This is a genomic window from Clostridium sp. (assembly GCF_016650095.1).
Taxonomy (GTDB): domain Bacteria; phylum Bacillota; class Clostridia; order Clostridiales; family Clostridiaceae; genus Clostridium_AD.
The window spans coordinates 1-13,781 of record NZ_JAENWL010000056.1 but is presented as its reverse complement, the minus strand read 5'-3'; the positions used below and the strand labels follow the sequence as shown (position 1 = coordinate 13,781).

14 protein-coding genes are annotated in these 13,781 nt (G+C 32.7%); all 14 read right to left on the bottom strand.

Features of this window, described 5'->3' with window-relative positions:
- Positions 1 to 434 (bottom strand): sporulation protein YqfD (locus tag JJE11_RS05465; RefSeq protein WP_291633418.1); only part of this gene is annotated, 434 nt, incomplete at its 3' end.
- Positions 427 to 711, bottom strand: coding sequence for a sporulation protein YqfC (gene yqfC, locus JJE11_RS05460; RefSeq protein WP_291633416.1), 285 nt, complete (start codon positions 709 to 711; stop codon positions 427 to 429). The genes yqfC and JJE11_RS05465, both read right to left, overlap by 8 nt.
- A gap of 333 nt (positions 712 to 1,044) precedes the next feature.
- Positions 1,045 to 1,221, bottom strand: a complete 177-nt coding sequence (gene rpsU, locus JJE11_RS05455) for a 30S ribosomal protein S21 (protein WP_291633420.1) — start codon at positions 1,219 to 1,221, stop codon at positions 1,045 to 1,047.
- Between the two features lie 185 nt (positions 1,222 to 1,406).
- Entirely contained in the window at positions 1,407 to 1,757 is a 351-nt protein-coding gene (locus tag JJE11_RS05450) for a histidine triad nucleotide-binding protein (RefSeq protein ID WP_291633414.1), read from the bottom strand.
- A gap of 109 nt (positions 1,758 to 1,866) precedes the next feature.
- Positions 1,867 to 3,174 (bottom strand): tRNA (N(6)-L-threonylcarbamoyladenosine(37)-C(2))-methylthiotransferase MtaB, encoded by a 1,308-nt coding sequence (gene mtaB / locus JJE11_RS05445; RefSeq protein ID WP_291633412.1) that lies wholly within the window; start codon positions 3,172 to 3,174, stop codon positions 1,867 to 1,869.
- Positions 3,171 to 3,926 (bottom strand): 16S rRNA (uracil(1498)-N(3))-methyltransferase, encoded by a 756-nt coding sequence (locus JJE11_RS05440; RefSeq protein ID WP_291633411.1) that lies wholly within the window; start codon positions 3,924 to 3,926, stop codon positions 3,171 to 3,173. The genes mtaB and JJE11_RS05440 overlap by 4 nt, the downstream gene beginning before the upstream one ends.
- A gap of 26 nt (positions 3,927 to 3,952) precedes the next feature.
- On the bottom strand, positions 3,953 to 4,888 hold the full coding sequence (gene prmA / locus JJE11_RS05435; protein WP_291633409.1) for a 50S ribosomal protein L11 methyltransferase: 936 nt from the start codon (positions 4,886 to 4,888) through the stop codon (positions 3,953 to 3,955).
- Between the two features lie 133 nt (positions 4,889 to 5,021).
- Positions 5,022 to 6,146, bottom strand: a complete 1,125-nt coding sequence (gene dnaJ / locus JJE11_RS05430; protein ID WP_291633408.1) for a molecular chaperone DnaJ — start codon at positions 6,144 to 6,146, stop codon at positions 5,022 to 5,024.
- Between the two features lie 166 nt (positions 6,147 to 6,312).
- Positions 6,313 to 8,175, bottom strand: coding sequence for a molecular chaperone DnaK (gene dnaK / locus JJE11_RS05425; protein ID WP_291633406.1), 1,863 nt, complete (start codon positions 8,173 to 8,175; stop codon positions 6,313 to 6,315).
- A gap of 81 nt (positions 8,176 to 8,256) precedes the next feature.
- Entirely contained in the window at positions 8,257 to 8,970 is a 714-nt protein-coding gene (gene grpE / locus JJE11_RS05420) for a nucleotide exchange factor GrpE (RefSeq protein WP_291633404.1), read from the bottom strand.
- A gap of 51 nt (positions 8,971 to 9,021) precedes the next feature.
- Positions 9,022 to 10,068 carry a heat-inducible transcriptional repressor HrcA gene (hrcA, locus tag JJE11_RS05415; RefSeq protein ID WP_291633402.1) on the bottom strand — a complete coding sequence of 349 codons (1,047 nt, stop codon included), beginning with the start codon at positions 10,066 to 10,068 and terminating at the stop codon, positions 9,022 to 9,024.
- Between the two features lie 276 nt (positions 10,069 to 10,344).
- Positions 10,345 to 11,466, bottom strand: coding sequence for a radical SAM family heme chaperone HemW (gene hemW, locus JJE11_RS05410; RefSeq protein WP_291633400.1), 1,122 nt, complete (start codon positions 11,464 to 11,466; stop codon positions 10,345 to 10,347).
- 38 nt (positions 11,467 to 11,504) lie between these two features.
- The gene (gene lepA / locus JJE11_RS05405; protein ID WP_291633398.1) at positions 11,505 to 13,310 is read right to left on the bottom strand and encodes a translation elongation factor 4; all 1,806 of its coding nucleotides are present in this window, start codon (positions 13,308 to 13,310) and stop codon (positions 11,505 to 11,507) included.
- Between the two features lie 141 nt (positions 13,311 to 13,451).
- Complete coding sequence (locus tag JJE11_RS05400) at positions 13,452 to 13,709, bottom strand: hypothetical protein (RefSeq protein ID WP_291633396.1); 258 nt, start codon at positions 13,707 to 13,709, stop codon at positions 13,452 to 13,454.
- Between the last annotated feature and the right edge of the window lie 72 nt (positions 13,710 to 13,781).

Sequence of the window (13,781 nt, the reverse complement as noted above, 5' to 3'; positions counted from 1 at the left end):
TAAACATCAATATTTTTCTTTCTTTGTCCCGGTCTTACTCCAAGCCCATTAATTTGTTGACGTAATTCATATGGACTTATATAGTTCTCCGTATTAATTTCTATATTCCATACAAATGTAGATAAATAATATATTACACTCACAAACAAAACCACTCCTAGTAGAAGCGCAGATCGACCTCTTACTTTCATTAAAAAAAAGGACAATCCATTCCTTCCTATAATTTTGTATCTAGTGTCTGTTCTCTCTGCAACTTCGCTAATTTCATGAAAATCACTTAAATTCACTTCTAAAACTGCAGTTGTAATATTTATTTTTGTTATATTTTTAGCTACAATACCCTTTTTCCATAGTAAATTTATAAATTTTTCTGGTATTAATGATTGAATTTCTAATGTGATAGTACCTTTTTTGTATTTTTTAAAATCATTCATGACTCTCATACACAATAGAACTAAAGTTACCACTTAAAGTTATTGTGTTCCCCCCTATAAACAATATTTTAAAATTTTTACCGTATATCGAAATTGGACCTACATTAGAGTTTATTTTTATTTCTCCTTCTTCAAAAATCACTACACCCTTATGGTTTTCTATATTTATTTCATTGTTAGCCAAAATTGTTATTTTTGGTAAGTCTAATAGGATATCTCTTGGTAATTCTAACTTACTCGCTATGGCTTCTTTTGTTCTATAAAATTTCTTTTCCATATACTCACCTCACAAAATACTTCATATTAAATTTATGAAAAAAAAGTTAAAGAAATTACAATTTTATTACTTAAAATTTTTTTAAATAAAAAAAAAGGCTCAGCATAAGCTGAACCTTTTATTTATTTAAATATTTACTTACTATTTTACTAAAGAGTTTACCATATGTTTTACCTATAATTATAGGCAAAAGGCAAACATAACTTTTCCCTTTTCCCATGTGTTCATGCAATTAGCTACTTGACCTATCTTTTTCCTTGTATTTACAACACTTTTTTACATTTGTTGTAATTTCTTTAAAAGGGACGAAACCTGTACCTTGTTTAAAAAATTCTATTTGAATTTCCTCTTTCTTGCTGCTTCTGATTTTAATTTCTTCTTAACGCTTGGTTTCTCATAGTGTTCTCTTTTTCTTACTTCTGAAAGCACTCCGGATCTTGCGCACTTTTTCTTAAACCTTCTTAAAGCGTTCTCAATTGTCTCATCTGTTCCAACCTTAATTTCTGACATCATTATCCCTCCCTCCGCTAGCTCAATTCAATTTAAAAGTAGCTAATGCGGGGCCTAAATAGCACATTTTTTATTATACAACACACTTTTACATAATGTCAACATTTTCATTGCTATTTTGTTATATATAATGTATTTATATATAAAATATTATCGAAAAATTAACATTTAGAAAATTGCATATTCTAACCTGGTGGCCACTGAAGCATTCTGCCCCCCAATAAATGAAAATGTATATGTTGAACAGTTTGACCACCTTGCTGTCCACAATTAGCAACAATTCTATACCCAAGATCAGAGATTCCTAAGGTTCTAGCAATTTCCTTTGCAACCATAAATATATGTCCTATTATTTCTGATTCATCTTGTTTTAAGCAATTTAAATCATCAATGTGCTGCTTCGGAACAATTACAACATGTATGGGTGCCTCAGGACTTATGTCTTTAAACCCTACAACTTTATCATCTTCATAAAGCATTTCACTAGGGATTTGCTTTTTTATGATCTTACAAAAAATACAGTCTTCCTTTTCCACATAATCACCTCCTACTTATCTTATTATTATACTATTCAACATAAAACTTTATTCTCCTGCTACATATATTTATTGATTGTTCAATTATTATAAATCTTGCACTTCTTTATTATAAATCTTGAACTTCTCCAATTATATGATCACCTAAGCTTTCTATAAGTTTAGTCATATGAAATTCACCTGATATATTTTTAGGCGCTTTGGCAATAACCTTTATATAGTTCGCAGTGTAGCCTTCAAATTCATTTTCATTATTCTTATATTGTTGTTCATATAGAACATTCATAGATTGGCCTACAAATCCATTTATATGTTTTTCTTCTAACATATTGTTAAGAGCAATAAGCATGTGGCTTCTTTCTTCTTTTATATTTCCATTAATCTGATCTTTCATTTGCGCAGCTTTAGTTCCTTTTCTTGGACTATACTTAAAAATATGCATTTTTGATAATTCTAGGTCCTTCAAGAAGGCATAAGTTTCATTAAATTCTTCCTGCGTTTCCCCAGGAAAGCCTACGATCACATCTGTAGTTATAGATACTCCCTCAATATTTCTCCTAAGATTGTCAACTACTGCTTTATACTCAACTGCTGTATATCTCCTATTCATCCTTTTAAGCGTTTCATCCGATCCACTTTGCAGTGAAAGGTGGAAATGAGGACATAGCTTTTTAAGCGATACTATTTTCTCTATAACGCCCTGCGAAAAGAATGTTGGATCTATTGATCCTATTCTTATCCGCTCGATACCAGGCACCTTATCTACTTCCTCTAAAACTCGAACTAAATTCCATCCGCCTTCTAGATCTAATCCAAAAGATGCTATATGTATACCCGATAAAAGAATCTCTTTAAAGCCATTCGAAGCTAATTCCTGTACTTCTAATATGATTTTCTCTGGTGCTTTACTACATACTGCTCCTCTAGCGTAAGGTATTAAACAATAAGAACAAAATCTATTGCAACCATCTTGAATTTTTAAAAAGGCCCTAGTTCTATCTTGATACTCTATAATATTTAAGTCCTCGAATTCTTTGTTTTTTAGGACATCACTAACTTCTACAACTTGTTTTGCCTCTTCGCGAAATCTATTTACCCAATAAACAATATCCCCTTTATTACGACTACCTAAAACTACATCGACGCCCTCAATGCTAGCTACTTCATCAGTGGCTATTTGTGCATAACACCCCACCACTGCAATAACAGCTGACTCATTTTTCCGTCTTGCGCGTCCTACCGTCTGTCTTGACTTTTTATCACCCATATTAGTAACAGTACATGTATTAATAACATATACATCTGAAAACTCATCAAATCCTACTACTTCATATCCTTCTCTAATGAATTTTTCAATCATTGCTTCTGATTCGTACTGATTTACCCTACATCCTAATGTAGCGATTGCAACTTTCATTCGCTAACCCCTCCCAAATCTCCCAGCTCATACATTATCAAACTTAAACATGTAAAACCTGCAGTCTCAGTTCTAAGTATTCTGGGTCCTAGGGTGACAATACTAGCCCCTACTTCTTTCAATTTAAGTATTTCACTTTCTTCAAATCCACCCTCTGGTCCTATTACAATTGCAACTTTATTGATATCTTTTCTATCTATGTTTTGTGCTAATTTCTTTATACCATAGCCTTCCTCATTTTCATAAGGCACTACCACTAAATCCATATGTTTTAATTGTTCGAGTAAAGCATCAAATTCTATAGGAACATTAATTTTGGGCACCAAACTTCTCTTACTTTGCTTGCATGCTTCAAGCGCTATCCTATTCCATCTATCTATTTTCTTAAATTCCTTAATCTCAGTCTTAACTACTACTCTCTCTGTAATTATAGGTGTTATTTCTTTAACTCCAAGTTCTGTATTCTTTTGAACTATTAAATCCATTTTTGTTGATTTAGGCATACCTTGAAATAAGTATACATCAATAGGACTTTCATTATTTATAGAACTTTCTTCTATTAGATTTATCGTTACTCTACTCTTATCTACCAGAGTTATTTCCCCTACATATTCGATGCCTTCGCAGTTGTTGATACTCACCTTATCGCCAACTTGAAGCCTTAATACCTTATATATGTGTTTTACATCTTCTCCATCAATAATAGCAATACTTTCTTCTATATTTTGTTTTGGTACAAAAAATTTATGCATTATTTATTCGCTCCTCAACCTATTTACTATAACTTTGCAACTATACAAACCCACTCGCCCTCTATATTTATCTCTTCAATTTCAAATCCACATTGAATTAACTTATTTACTACTTCATCTTTTTTATCTAGAATTATCCCTGAAGATATAAAATATCCACCTTCTACTAGAAACTCTTTAACTTGCTCAGTCAAAAACATAATTATATCAGCCATTATATTAGCTATGACTATATTAGCCTTTCCTTTGACAACTTCCATTAAATCTCCGTATAGTATCTCAATGTTATTTAAATCATTATAACTAACATTTTGCTTAGCAGAGTCTACAGCTACCGGATCCAAATCAACACCAACGGTCCTCAATGCTCCAAGTTTAGCCGCAGCGATAGACAATATACCCGACCCTGTTCCTATATCAAAAACCGTTGACTTTGCCTCTACGTGTCTCTCTAACGCTTTTATGCACATCCTTGTAGTCTCATGAGAACCAGTACCGAACGCCAAGCCTGGATCTAGTTCCACAATTATTTCACCAGGATTTTTATTGTATTGCTCCCATATAGGCTTTATAACTATCTTTTCTCCTACCTTTGTTGGTTTATAATATTTTTTCCAGTTATTTTCCCAATCTTCTTCGCTGACCTTAATTGCTGTGACAGATCCTACTCCCTTGTCGAGTCCAAACCCTGGCAAGTTATTTACTCCAGCTTTAATTTCATCTAAATAATCCTCAAATTTTTCATCCTGTCTATAGTATCCCTTAATAACAACCTCATTATTTGTGTTAATAATAGTTTCATCAAAATAGTCCCAATCTGTAGTATGGTCGCGTCTAAATATCAAATCTAAAGGATCTAAAATAGAAACCCCTTTTACATCAGTATTATATAGCATTGCAGATACTGCCTCAACTGCCTCACTGCTTGTTATTACAGTTACTTCAATCCAATCTTTATTCATTGTTATCCTCCTTAATCTTCTATGCGAGCTGATATCAATTATTTATATACTCAAGTGTATCATTTGCGTCTTAACACAATATTATAATAAAAAACTCCGTTATACAAAACGAAGTTTTCCATGTCACTTATTATTATTTTCTCAATATTTTATCTACAAAAGACTTTTTACCTTCCTCAATAAAATCTACATCCTCACCATTAGCTATCATAAAAAGCTTTAGCGCTTCTTTTTGTTTATCATTCAAGGATTTTGGAACATCAACAACAACCTTTACGTATTGATCTCCTCTTCCATGTCCATTTACTCTAGGTATACCCTTACCCTTAAGTCTAAATACAGTCCCTGATTGTGTTCCTGCAGGTACTTTGTATTTAACAACTCCATCCACAGTTGGCACTTTAATTTCGGTGCCTAGGGCTGCATATCCAAAACTTGTATGCGATTCTATATGAATATCAATTCCATTTCTTTTAAAAGTCTTATGAGGAGCTACTTTTATATTTATATACAAGTCTCCTGATGGGCCACCTTTTTCACCTTGTTCTCCTTGCCCTCTTAGAGGCATAACATTTCCAGTGTCAACTCCACCCGGAACATCGATTTTAATTTTCCTATTTTTTCTCTCTTTTCCAGAGCCATGACAGCTTTTACATGGTTCAGTAATTATTTTACCCTGCCCTCCGCACTTATCACAAGTGCTCATGCTAGCAAAACTACCAAAAGCAGTATTTCTCTGAACTTTTATTTGCCCGTTTCCACCACACTTATCGCAGGTTTTAGGCGTTGTGCCAGCTTTAGCACCACTACCACCGCATTCCTCACATTTTTCATTTCTTGTAATTGATATCTCTTTTTCCACACCAAAAACAGACTCTTCAAAACGCAAATTTAAATTATATTCTAAATCTGCACCTTTTCTAGGTCCATTCTGATTTCTTTGAGAAAATCCGCCGCCACCAAATATGTCTCCAAATATATCCCCAAAACCACCAACGCCTGAAAAATCAGAGCTACCGCCGCCAAATCCTGCACCAGGATCTTCAGTACCATATTGGTCATATCTAGATCTTTTTTCTGAATCCGCTAAAACCTGGTATGCCTCATTCATTTCTTTGAATTTTTCTTCTGCTTCTTTATTATCTGGATTTCTATCCGGATGATATTTTAAAGCAGCCTTTTTAAAAGCTTTCTTAATTTCTTCTTCACTGGCATCTCTTTCTATGCCAAGAGTTTCATAATAATCTTTTTTTGCCATGCCGTTTTCCACCACCTAAAATATATATACTTTTATAATATAAACTATTCCTTAAAATAATTCAACCCATACTATTATATGATTTTTCTATGCTTATTGATAAAAATACTTGAATTAAATTTAGGGAAGGGTAATTACCCATCCCTTAATTTAATAATTTTATTAATTATTTATCTTCTTTTTTTTCATCTTCATCTGCTTTGAAGTCAGCATCCACTATATTTTCATCTTGTGACTCTTTTCCGCCCTCTTCACCTGAAGCTCCTTGATCCTTTTGTGCTGCTTCCGCTTCTGCTTCTGCTTGATATATTTTTGTAGTTACTGCATAGAAAGCTTCCGTTAACTCTTCAGTAGATTTCTTTATAACATCTATTTCTTCCCCATCTTTAACTTTCTTTAGAGCTTCTAATTTATCTTGAATATCTTTTTTATCTTCTTCAGATACTTTTTCTCCAAGATCAGTTAAGCTTTTTTCAGTTTGGTATACTAACTGTTCTGCATTGTTCTTAACCTCAACTGACTCTTTTCTTGTTTTATCTTCTTCAGCAAATTTTTCTGCTTCTTTTACTGCTGCATCAATTTCATCATCTGTTAAATTAGTTGATGCTGTAATTGTTATTTTAGCTTCTTTTCCTGTTCCTTTATCTTTAGCTGATACATTAACAATGCCGTTAGCATCAATATCAAAAGTAACTTCTATTTGTGGAATTCCTCTTGGTGCTGATGCAATTCCAGAAAGAGTAACTCTTCCGAGTGACTTATTTCCTGCAGCCATTTGACGCTCACCTTGAACAATATTAATTTCAACTGATGTTTGACCATCTGCAGCTGTTGAGAATACTTGACTCTTTTTAGCAGGAATTGTAGTATTTCTTTCAATTAGAGGAGTAGCTATTCCACCTAAAGTTTCAATTCCTAGTGTTAATGGAGTTACATCAAGAAGTAAAACATCTTTAACTTCTCCACTTAATACTCCTGCTTGAATTGCAGCACCAAGTGCAACACATTCATCTGGATTTACTCCCTTTGTAGGTTCTTTACCAGTAAAGTTTTTAACTGCATCTTGTACTGCTGGTGTTCTTGTTGAACCACCTACAAGCACAACTCTATCTATTTCACTAAGAGATAAACCTGCATCTGCAATTGCTTTTTTCATTGGTTCTATTGTAGAAGTAACTAAATCGTGAGTCAATTCATTAAATTTAGCTCTTGATAAATTCATTTCTATATGCTTTGGACCTGTTGCATCTGCTGTAATAAATGGTAGATTAATAGTTGTTTGCATAGACGATGATAATTCGATTTTTGCTTTTTCAGCAGCCTCTTTTAGTCTTTGAAGCGCCATTTTATCATTCCTTAAATCTATTCCATTATCTGCTTTAAAAGTATCAGCTATATGATTAACAACCTTTTGATCAAAGTCATCTCCACCAAGTTTAGTATTTCCATTAGTTGATTTAACTTCAAATAAACCATCACCAAGTTCTAATATAGATACGTCAAATGTACCGCCACCTAAATCATATACTAATATTTTTTGATTAACATCCATTTTATCTAAACCATAAGCGAGAGCTGCTGCTGTTGGCTCATTTATTATTCTCTTAACTTCAAGTCCAGCTATTTTTCCTGCATCTTTTGTTGCCTGTCTTTGACTATCATTGAAATATGCAGGTACAGTTATAACTGCTTCTGTAACTGTTTCTCCTAAATAAGCCTCAGCATCTGCCTTGATTTTTTGAAGAATATAAGCAGAAATTTCTTGTGGTGTGTGTGATTTTCCATCAACAACTACTTTATGGTCAGTACCCATTTCTCTTTTTATTGACATTATTGTTTTATCTGGATTTGTAATTGCTTGCCTTTTAGCCACTTGGCCTACGAGTCTTTCTCCATTAGCTTGGAATGAAACTACAGATGGTGTAGTTCTTGATCCTTCTGAGTTAGAAATTACCGTTGGTTCTCCACCCTCCATTACTGCTACACATGAATTTGTTGTACCTAAATCTATTCCTATAATTTTTCCCATTATTATTTCCTCCTTATATACCTTTTAGTTCATAACAATTATCACTGTTATGCCTCTTATATTTAATTATAATATGAATCTTTAATTTGCGACCTTGACCATACTATGCCTTAATACCTTATTAGCCCTTTTATACCCCTTTTGGAATACTTCAACTATTTCATTATCTCCATACTGTTCATCTTCAACATGCATTACTGCATTATGAAGATTCGGGTCAAACTCTCCTTTTGAGGCTAGTTCTTCCACTCCTAATTTACAAAAGGCATCGGTGAACTGTCTTACTGTCATATCAACACCGGTTCTTAGTTCTTCCCCACTACCCTCTATTGCAAGTGCTCTTTCTAAGTTATCGAGTACTGGTAGAACCTCTTTTAAAACATCCGCACAGGCAGCAGTGTATATACTTTCTTTTTCTTTTGCTGTTCTTTTTCTAAAATTCTCATATTCAGCAGTTGTCCTTAAAAGTTTATCTTTAAAGGCATCAACCTCACTTTGCAATTTCTTATTTTCTTCTTCTAATTTTTTCTTACTTTTTCTCATACCCTTTTCTTTTTCACCTTCTAAAATTTCTGTAAGCTCTTCATCTTCAACTATTTCAACTATTTCAGCTTCTTCCGGAGTTTCATCTATAAAACCCTCAACTTCTTCTATTTCTTCTGGAATTGTATCTATAGAATCCTCAGTTTCTTCTATATCACTTATAGTTTCGTAAGTTTCTTTTACTGAACTTAAATCTTCAATCGGCATTGTTGTATTTTCTTGCTTTAGAATTTTCTTATTTTTTGTATGCACTCAAGCATTCCTCCATTTCAGGCTCAAAGTAAATCTTTTAAATTTAAAACTTCATCTATGATCGTCATAAATTTGAGCTATATTATCATTTAATTCTTTAACTATTTCGGTTAATACAGATATAACTTTTCCATAAGGTATTCTTGTTGGTCCTATAACACCAATGGAACCAAGTGGTATTCCAGATGCACTATAAACCGCAGTTATAATACTACATTCACGAGCGCACTCAACAAAATTTTCCCCACCGATTTTAATTGTAATATTACTAGTTAGGTCATTAACGCCTAGTAAACTATTTATAGTCTCTTTGTTGTCTACTAAAACTAAAAACTCGCGGGCTTTAGTAATATTGTTATATTCTGGGTAGTTAAATATATTTGCAGCACCCTGAATATATACCTCTGAAGTTTCAACACCAGATAAACTATCATATAATGCTGGAATAATACCATCAAAAATTTCTCCATAAGAAGCTAAATCACTTTTTAAATTATTTATGACTTCTAAATTAATTTGCTCAATTGTAAGCTTTCCTAACCTAAAATTAAGTAAATTGGTTAGTTTTCCTATAATTGCACTGTCAATAGGTTTGCTAATCTTAATAAGATTATTTTTTATGATCCCACTATCAGTAATAATCACAAATAAAACACTTCCCGCATCTAGATTCATCAACTGAATATACTTTATACAGCTCTTTGAAACAGATGGCGCCTTAACTATTGATGTAAGATTTGTAAGTAGAGAAAGCATTTGTGTTGCTTGCTTAACAATTTTATCAACTTCATACAAAGCTGCATTAATAAGATGATTTTTGATCATAAATTGTTCCTCAGTAGACAGTTTTGTAAGTTCCATAAGTCTATCAACATACAATCTATAGCCCTTATCTGATGGTTTTCTGCCAGATGATGTGTGCAATTGTTCTATATATCCTAGCTCTTCAAGGTCTGACATTTCATTTCTTATAGTAGCTGAACTAATACCTAAATCATACTTTTTAGCTATGGTTCTGGACCCTACAGGCTCGCCATTATTTATATAATCTGTAACTATAGCCTGAAGTATTTTAATTTTTCTTTCATCCATTTCCATAATATCACCTCTTTTATTAGCACTCCCTACCGTTGAGTGCTAACGAGTATGTATTTAAGGTATCATTTACTATTGTATTTGTCAATAAGCTTGGTTTTTCACTATAGCTATTTTATGCTGATTATTCAAGTTTATATTTCAAATGCTACGTTTTTCTTTAATTATCTAAGGACTTCACTAAATAATAATGCTTACTTCTTCTTTTAGCCATATAATGTTTTACTTTTCTCATTTCAGAAGATTTAATGCAGTATACATGTAAATGTTTAGATGACCTTATAGAAGAAATTCTGCCATAATTACGTTAGACACCTCAATGCCCTCATAGGTTAAAAAAATATTTTCATCACTTTCCATCATAAATCCAGTGTTTACATATTTATTTATTATTTCCCCGTAAATATCATGCATGTCACTATTAAATCTTTGTGTAAATTCACTTTTACTTATGCCTACGTTCTTTCTAAGACCCATAAACATAAATTCTTCCATGTCATCTTTAAATAAATTTTTTCTTTTTTCCACTATTGCACAATCTTCTGTATTTATTTTTCGAATATATTTTTCTATATTTTCTTCATTTCTATATCTAAAACCATCAGTATATGAATGAGAGGCAGACCCACACCCAATATATTCGCCCATTTCCCAATATACTAAATTGTGCCTACATAGCTTATTATCTCTCGCAAAATTTGAAATTTCATATTGTATATACCCTTTTGCCTTTAAATATTCTAATGTTTTCGCATACATAGTTCTCTCTAATTCCTCATCCGGAAGATTTAACGTGCCATCCTCAAATCTTTTATAAAAAGCTGTTCCCTCCTCAACTATTAAACTATAGCAAGATAAATGTTCGGGATTTAGCTCAGTTACGTTCTCTAAGGTCTCTTGCCACTGCTTCAGTGTTTGACTCGGTAATCCAAACATTAAATCTACATTAATATTATGGAAACCTAAATTTCTAGCCATTTCAAAGCTCTCTTTAAAATCGTAAGTAGTATGGATTCTCCCCAGTTCAAGGAGAAGCGAATCTTGAAAGGCTTGAAGCCCCATACTAAGCCTATTTACTCCCATTTCTTTCAAGAAACTTAATTTTTCGATTGTAAAGGTTCCAGGATTCCCTTCCACTGTAAATTCTAGATCGTCACACGTATCTAATCTATCAATACTTTCTCTTATTATTTCCCATCCCGCTAAAGATAAATAGGTGGGAGTTCCCCCACCTATAAATATAGTCTTTATCTTTTTATCTTTTATACTATTTATTTCTTTTGCTAAGGCCCATGCATAATCAATCATATATTTCTCTTTGCCTGCAAACGATGGAAAATCACAATATAAACACTTCTGTTTGCAAAATGGAATATGTATATATAACGCCACACTTTTCATAGTTTTAGCCTTCTTTCTCGATTTATAACTTACTATAATTAATCTACTTTCAGTATGGCCATAAATGCTTCTTGTGGAACTTCTACACTTCCAACTTGTCTCATTCTTTTTTTACCTTCTTTTTGTTTGGATAATAATTTTTTCTTTCTCGAAATATCTCCACCGTAGCATTTAGCTAAAACATCTTTTCTAAGTGCCTTTACAGTTTCTCTTGCAATTACCTTTGCATTTATAGCTGCTTGTATTGGAATTTCAAACATCTGTCTTGGTATATGTTCTTTTAGTTTTTCAGCCATAACTCTTCCTCTATGGGAAGCTGACTCCTCTGGAACAATCATTGACAGCGCATCAACTTTTTCTCCTTTAAGCAAAATATCTAATTTCACAAGATTTGCAGTGATGTACCCCTTTAATTCATAGTCAAAGGATGCATAGCCTTTTGTTCTTGATTTTAAAGCATCGAAAAAATCATATACTATTTCATTAAGTGGTAAGTCATAATTCACCACCACTCTAGTGGTTTCAATATATTTCATATCAATGTATATGCCTCTTTTTTGCTGGCATAACTCCATAACTGTTCCTAGATATTCTGATGGTGTTATGATAGACGCTTTAACAATTGGTTCTTCCATATAACTAATTTCTGTAGGCTCTGGAAGGTTTGTAGGATTTGTTATTTCTATTAATTCTCCACTAGTTTTCATTACTTTGTATATAACTGAAGGAGCTGTTGTAATAATATCTAAATTAAATTCTCGCTCTACTCTTTCTTGTACTATTTCCATGTGCAAAAGACCTAAGAATCCACATCTAAACCCAAAACCTAAAGCAATAGACGTCTCCGGTTCAAAAGCTAAGGCTGCATCGTTTAACTGAAGTTTCTCTAGTGCTTCTTTTAATTCTTCATATTTAGCACCATCAACAGGATAAATACCGCTAAACACCATAGGTATAGCGGGCCTATAGCCCTTAAGTGGCTGCAGTGCCGGTCTATTGGCTTCTGTCACTGTATCGCCAACGCGAGCATCCCTAACATTTTTTATAGATGCAGTTATATATCCAACATCTCCAGCACTTAGCTCAGGTACTTGAAGGTAATTTGGAACGAAAACTCCAACTTCTACAACATCATATACCTTATTAGTATTCATTAGCTTAATCTTTGTTCCCGGTCTAACTTTACCATCTCTAACTCTTACATAGCATACAACACCTTTATAACTATCGTAAGAAGAGTCAAAAATTAGTGCTTTAAGTGGAGCTTCTTCGTCGCCACTTGGTGGTGAAATATTTTTTACTACAGTTTCTAAAACATCTTCTATATTAAGTCCAGTCTTAGCTGAAATTAGAGGAGCATCATGAGCTTCAATACCTATTACGTCCTCAATTTCTTGAATTACCTCGCTGGGCCTTGCACTAGGAAGATCTATTTTATTAATAACTGGTGCGATATCAAGATTGTTATCTAATGCAAGATAACAATTTGCCAGGGTCTGAGCTTGAATACCTTGAGAGGCATCAACTACAAGCACCGCTCCTTCACAAGCAGCTAAACTCCTTGAAACCTCATAGTTAAAATCTACATGTCCCGGAGTGTCTATCAAATTAAATATGTATTCTTCTCCATTTTCCCTTTTATAAATCAACCTAGCTGGTTGAGATTTTATGGTAATACCTCGTTCTCTTTCTAGATCCATATTATCAAGTACTTGTTCATCCATTTCTCTTTTAGTTAAAGTGCCTGTCTTTTCTAATAATCTATCCGCAAGAGTAGACTTGCCATGATCAATATGTGCAACTATAGCAAAGTTTCTTATGTATTTTTGTCTATTGCTCTGCATTGTTTTTTACCCCCATTATTCTATATGAATTAAATCATTTTTTACAAATCAAACTAAATTATATCATAAATATCTCTACCATTGCACGCGTATTGTGTTTTTAGATGTTAATTTATTTAACTCTACTAACTATTATTTGTATTATTTTGAAATTATTTCATTATATGCACCAATACATTTTTCTTTCACGCTATCAAAAATTTTATTATTCACATAAAAAACATAGTCCTTAGTATCTATTCTGAAATCTAAGGGTTTTAATTTTATGTTCATTTCAAACTTTGACCTTTTTATCACAAGTTCTGGCTTAGTAATATTAATTTTAATAAATCCATAGATGAATATGTAAAAGCAAAGAGAAATCATAAGTAAGTATTTAAATCTACCTTTTTTACGCATAAAAAGTGCCCCCCTACTAATTTTCTTAAATAAATAACAATTACTAATTATTATCTTCTTCTTAGTAAGGAT

What these genes read in the sequence shown, in the direction of transcription:
- hemW (WP_291633400.1), bottom strand. Translation starts at nt 11,466, where the DNA reads ATGAAAAGTGTGGCGTTATATATACATATTCCATTTTGCAAACAGAAG.
- hrcA (WP_291633402.1), bottom strand. Translation starts at nt 10,068, where the DNA reads ATGGAAATGGATGAAAGAAAAATTAAAATACTTCAGGCTATAGTTACA.
- dnaK (WP_291633406.1), bottom strand. Translation starts at nt 8,175, where the DNA reads ATGGGAAAAATTATAGGAATAGATTTAGGTACAACAAATTCATGTGTA.
- dnaJ (WP_291633408.1), bottom strand. Translation starts at nt 6,146, where the DNA reads ATGGCAAAAAAAGATTATTATGAAACTCTTGGCATAGAAAGAGATGCC.
- rpsU (WP_291633420.1), bottom strand. Translation starts at nt 1,221, where the DNA reads ATGTCAGAAATTAAGGTTGGAACAGATGAGACAATTGAGAACGCTTTA.
- mtaB (WP_291633412.1), bottom strand. Translation starts at nt 3,174, where the DNA reads ATGAAAGTTGCAATCGCTACATTAGGATGTAGGGTAAATCAGTACGAA.
- JJE11_RS05440 (WP_291633411.1), bottom strand. Translation starts at nt 3,926, where the DNA reads ATGCATAAATTTTTTGTACCAAAACAAAATATAGAAGAAAGTATTGCT.
- yqfC (WP_291633416.1), bottom strand. Translation starts at nt 711, where the DNA reads ATGGAAAAGAAATTTTATAGAACAAAAGAAGCCATAGCGAGTAAGTTA.
- lepA (WP_291633398.1), bottom strand. Translation starts at nt 13,310, where the DNA reads ATGCAGAGCAATAGACAAAAATACATAAGAAACTTTGCTATAGTTGCA.
- prmA (WP_291633409.1), bottom strand. Translation starts at nt 4,888, where the DNA reads ATGAATAAAGATTGGATTGAAGTAACTGTAATAACAAGCAGTGAGGCA.
- JJE11_RS05400 (WP_291633396.1), bottom strand. Translation starts at nt 13,709, where the DNA reads ATGCGTAAAAAAGGTAGATTTAAATACTTACTTATGATTTCTCTTTGC.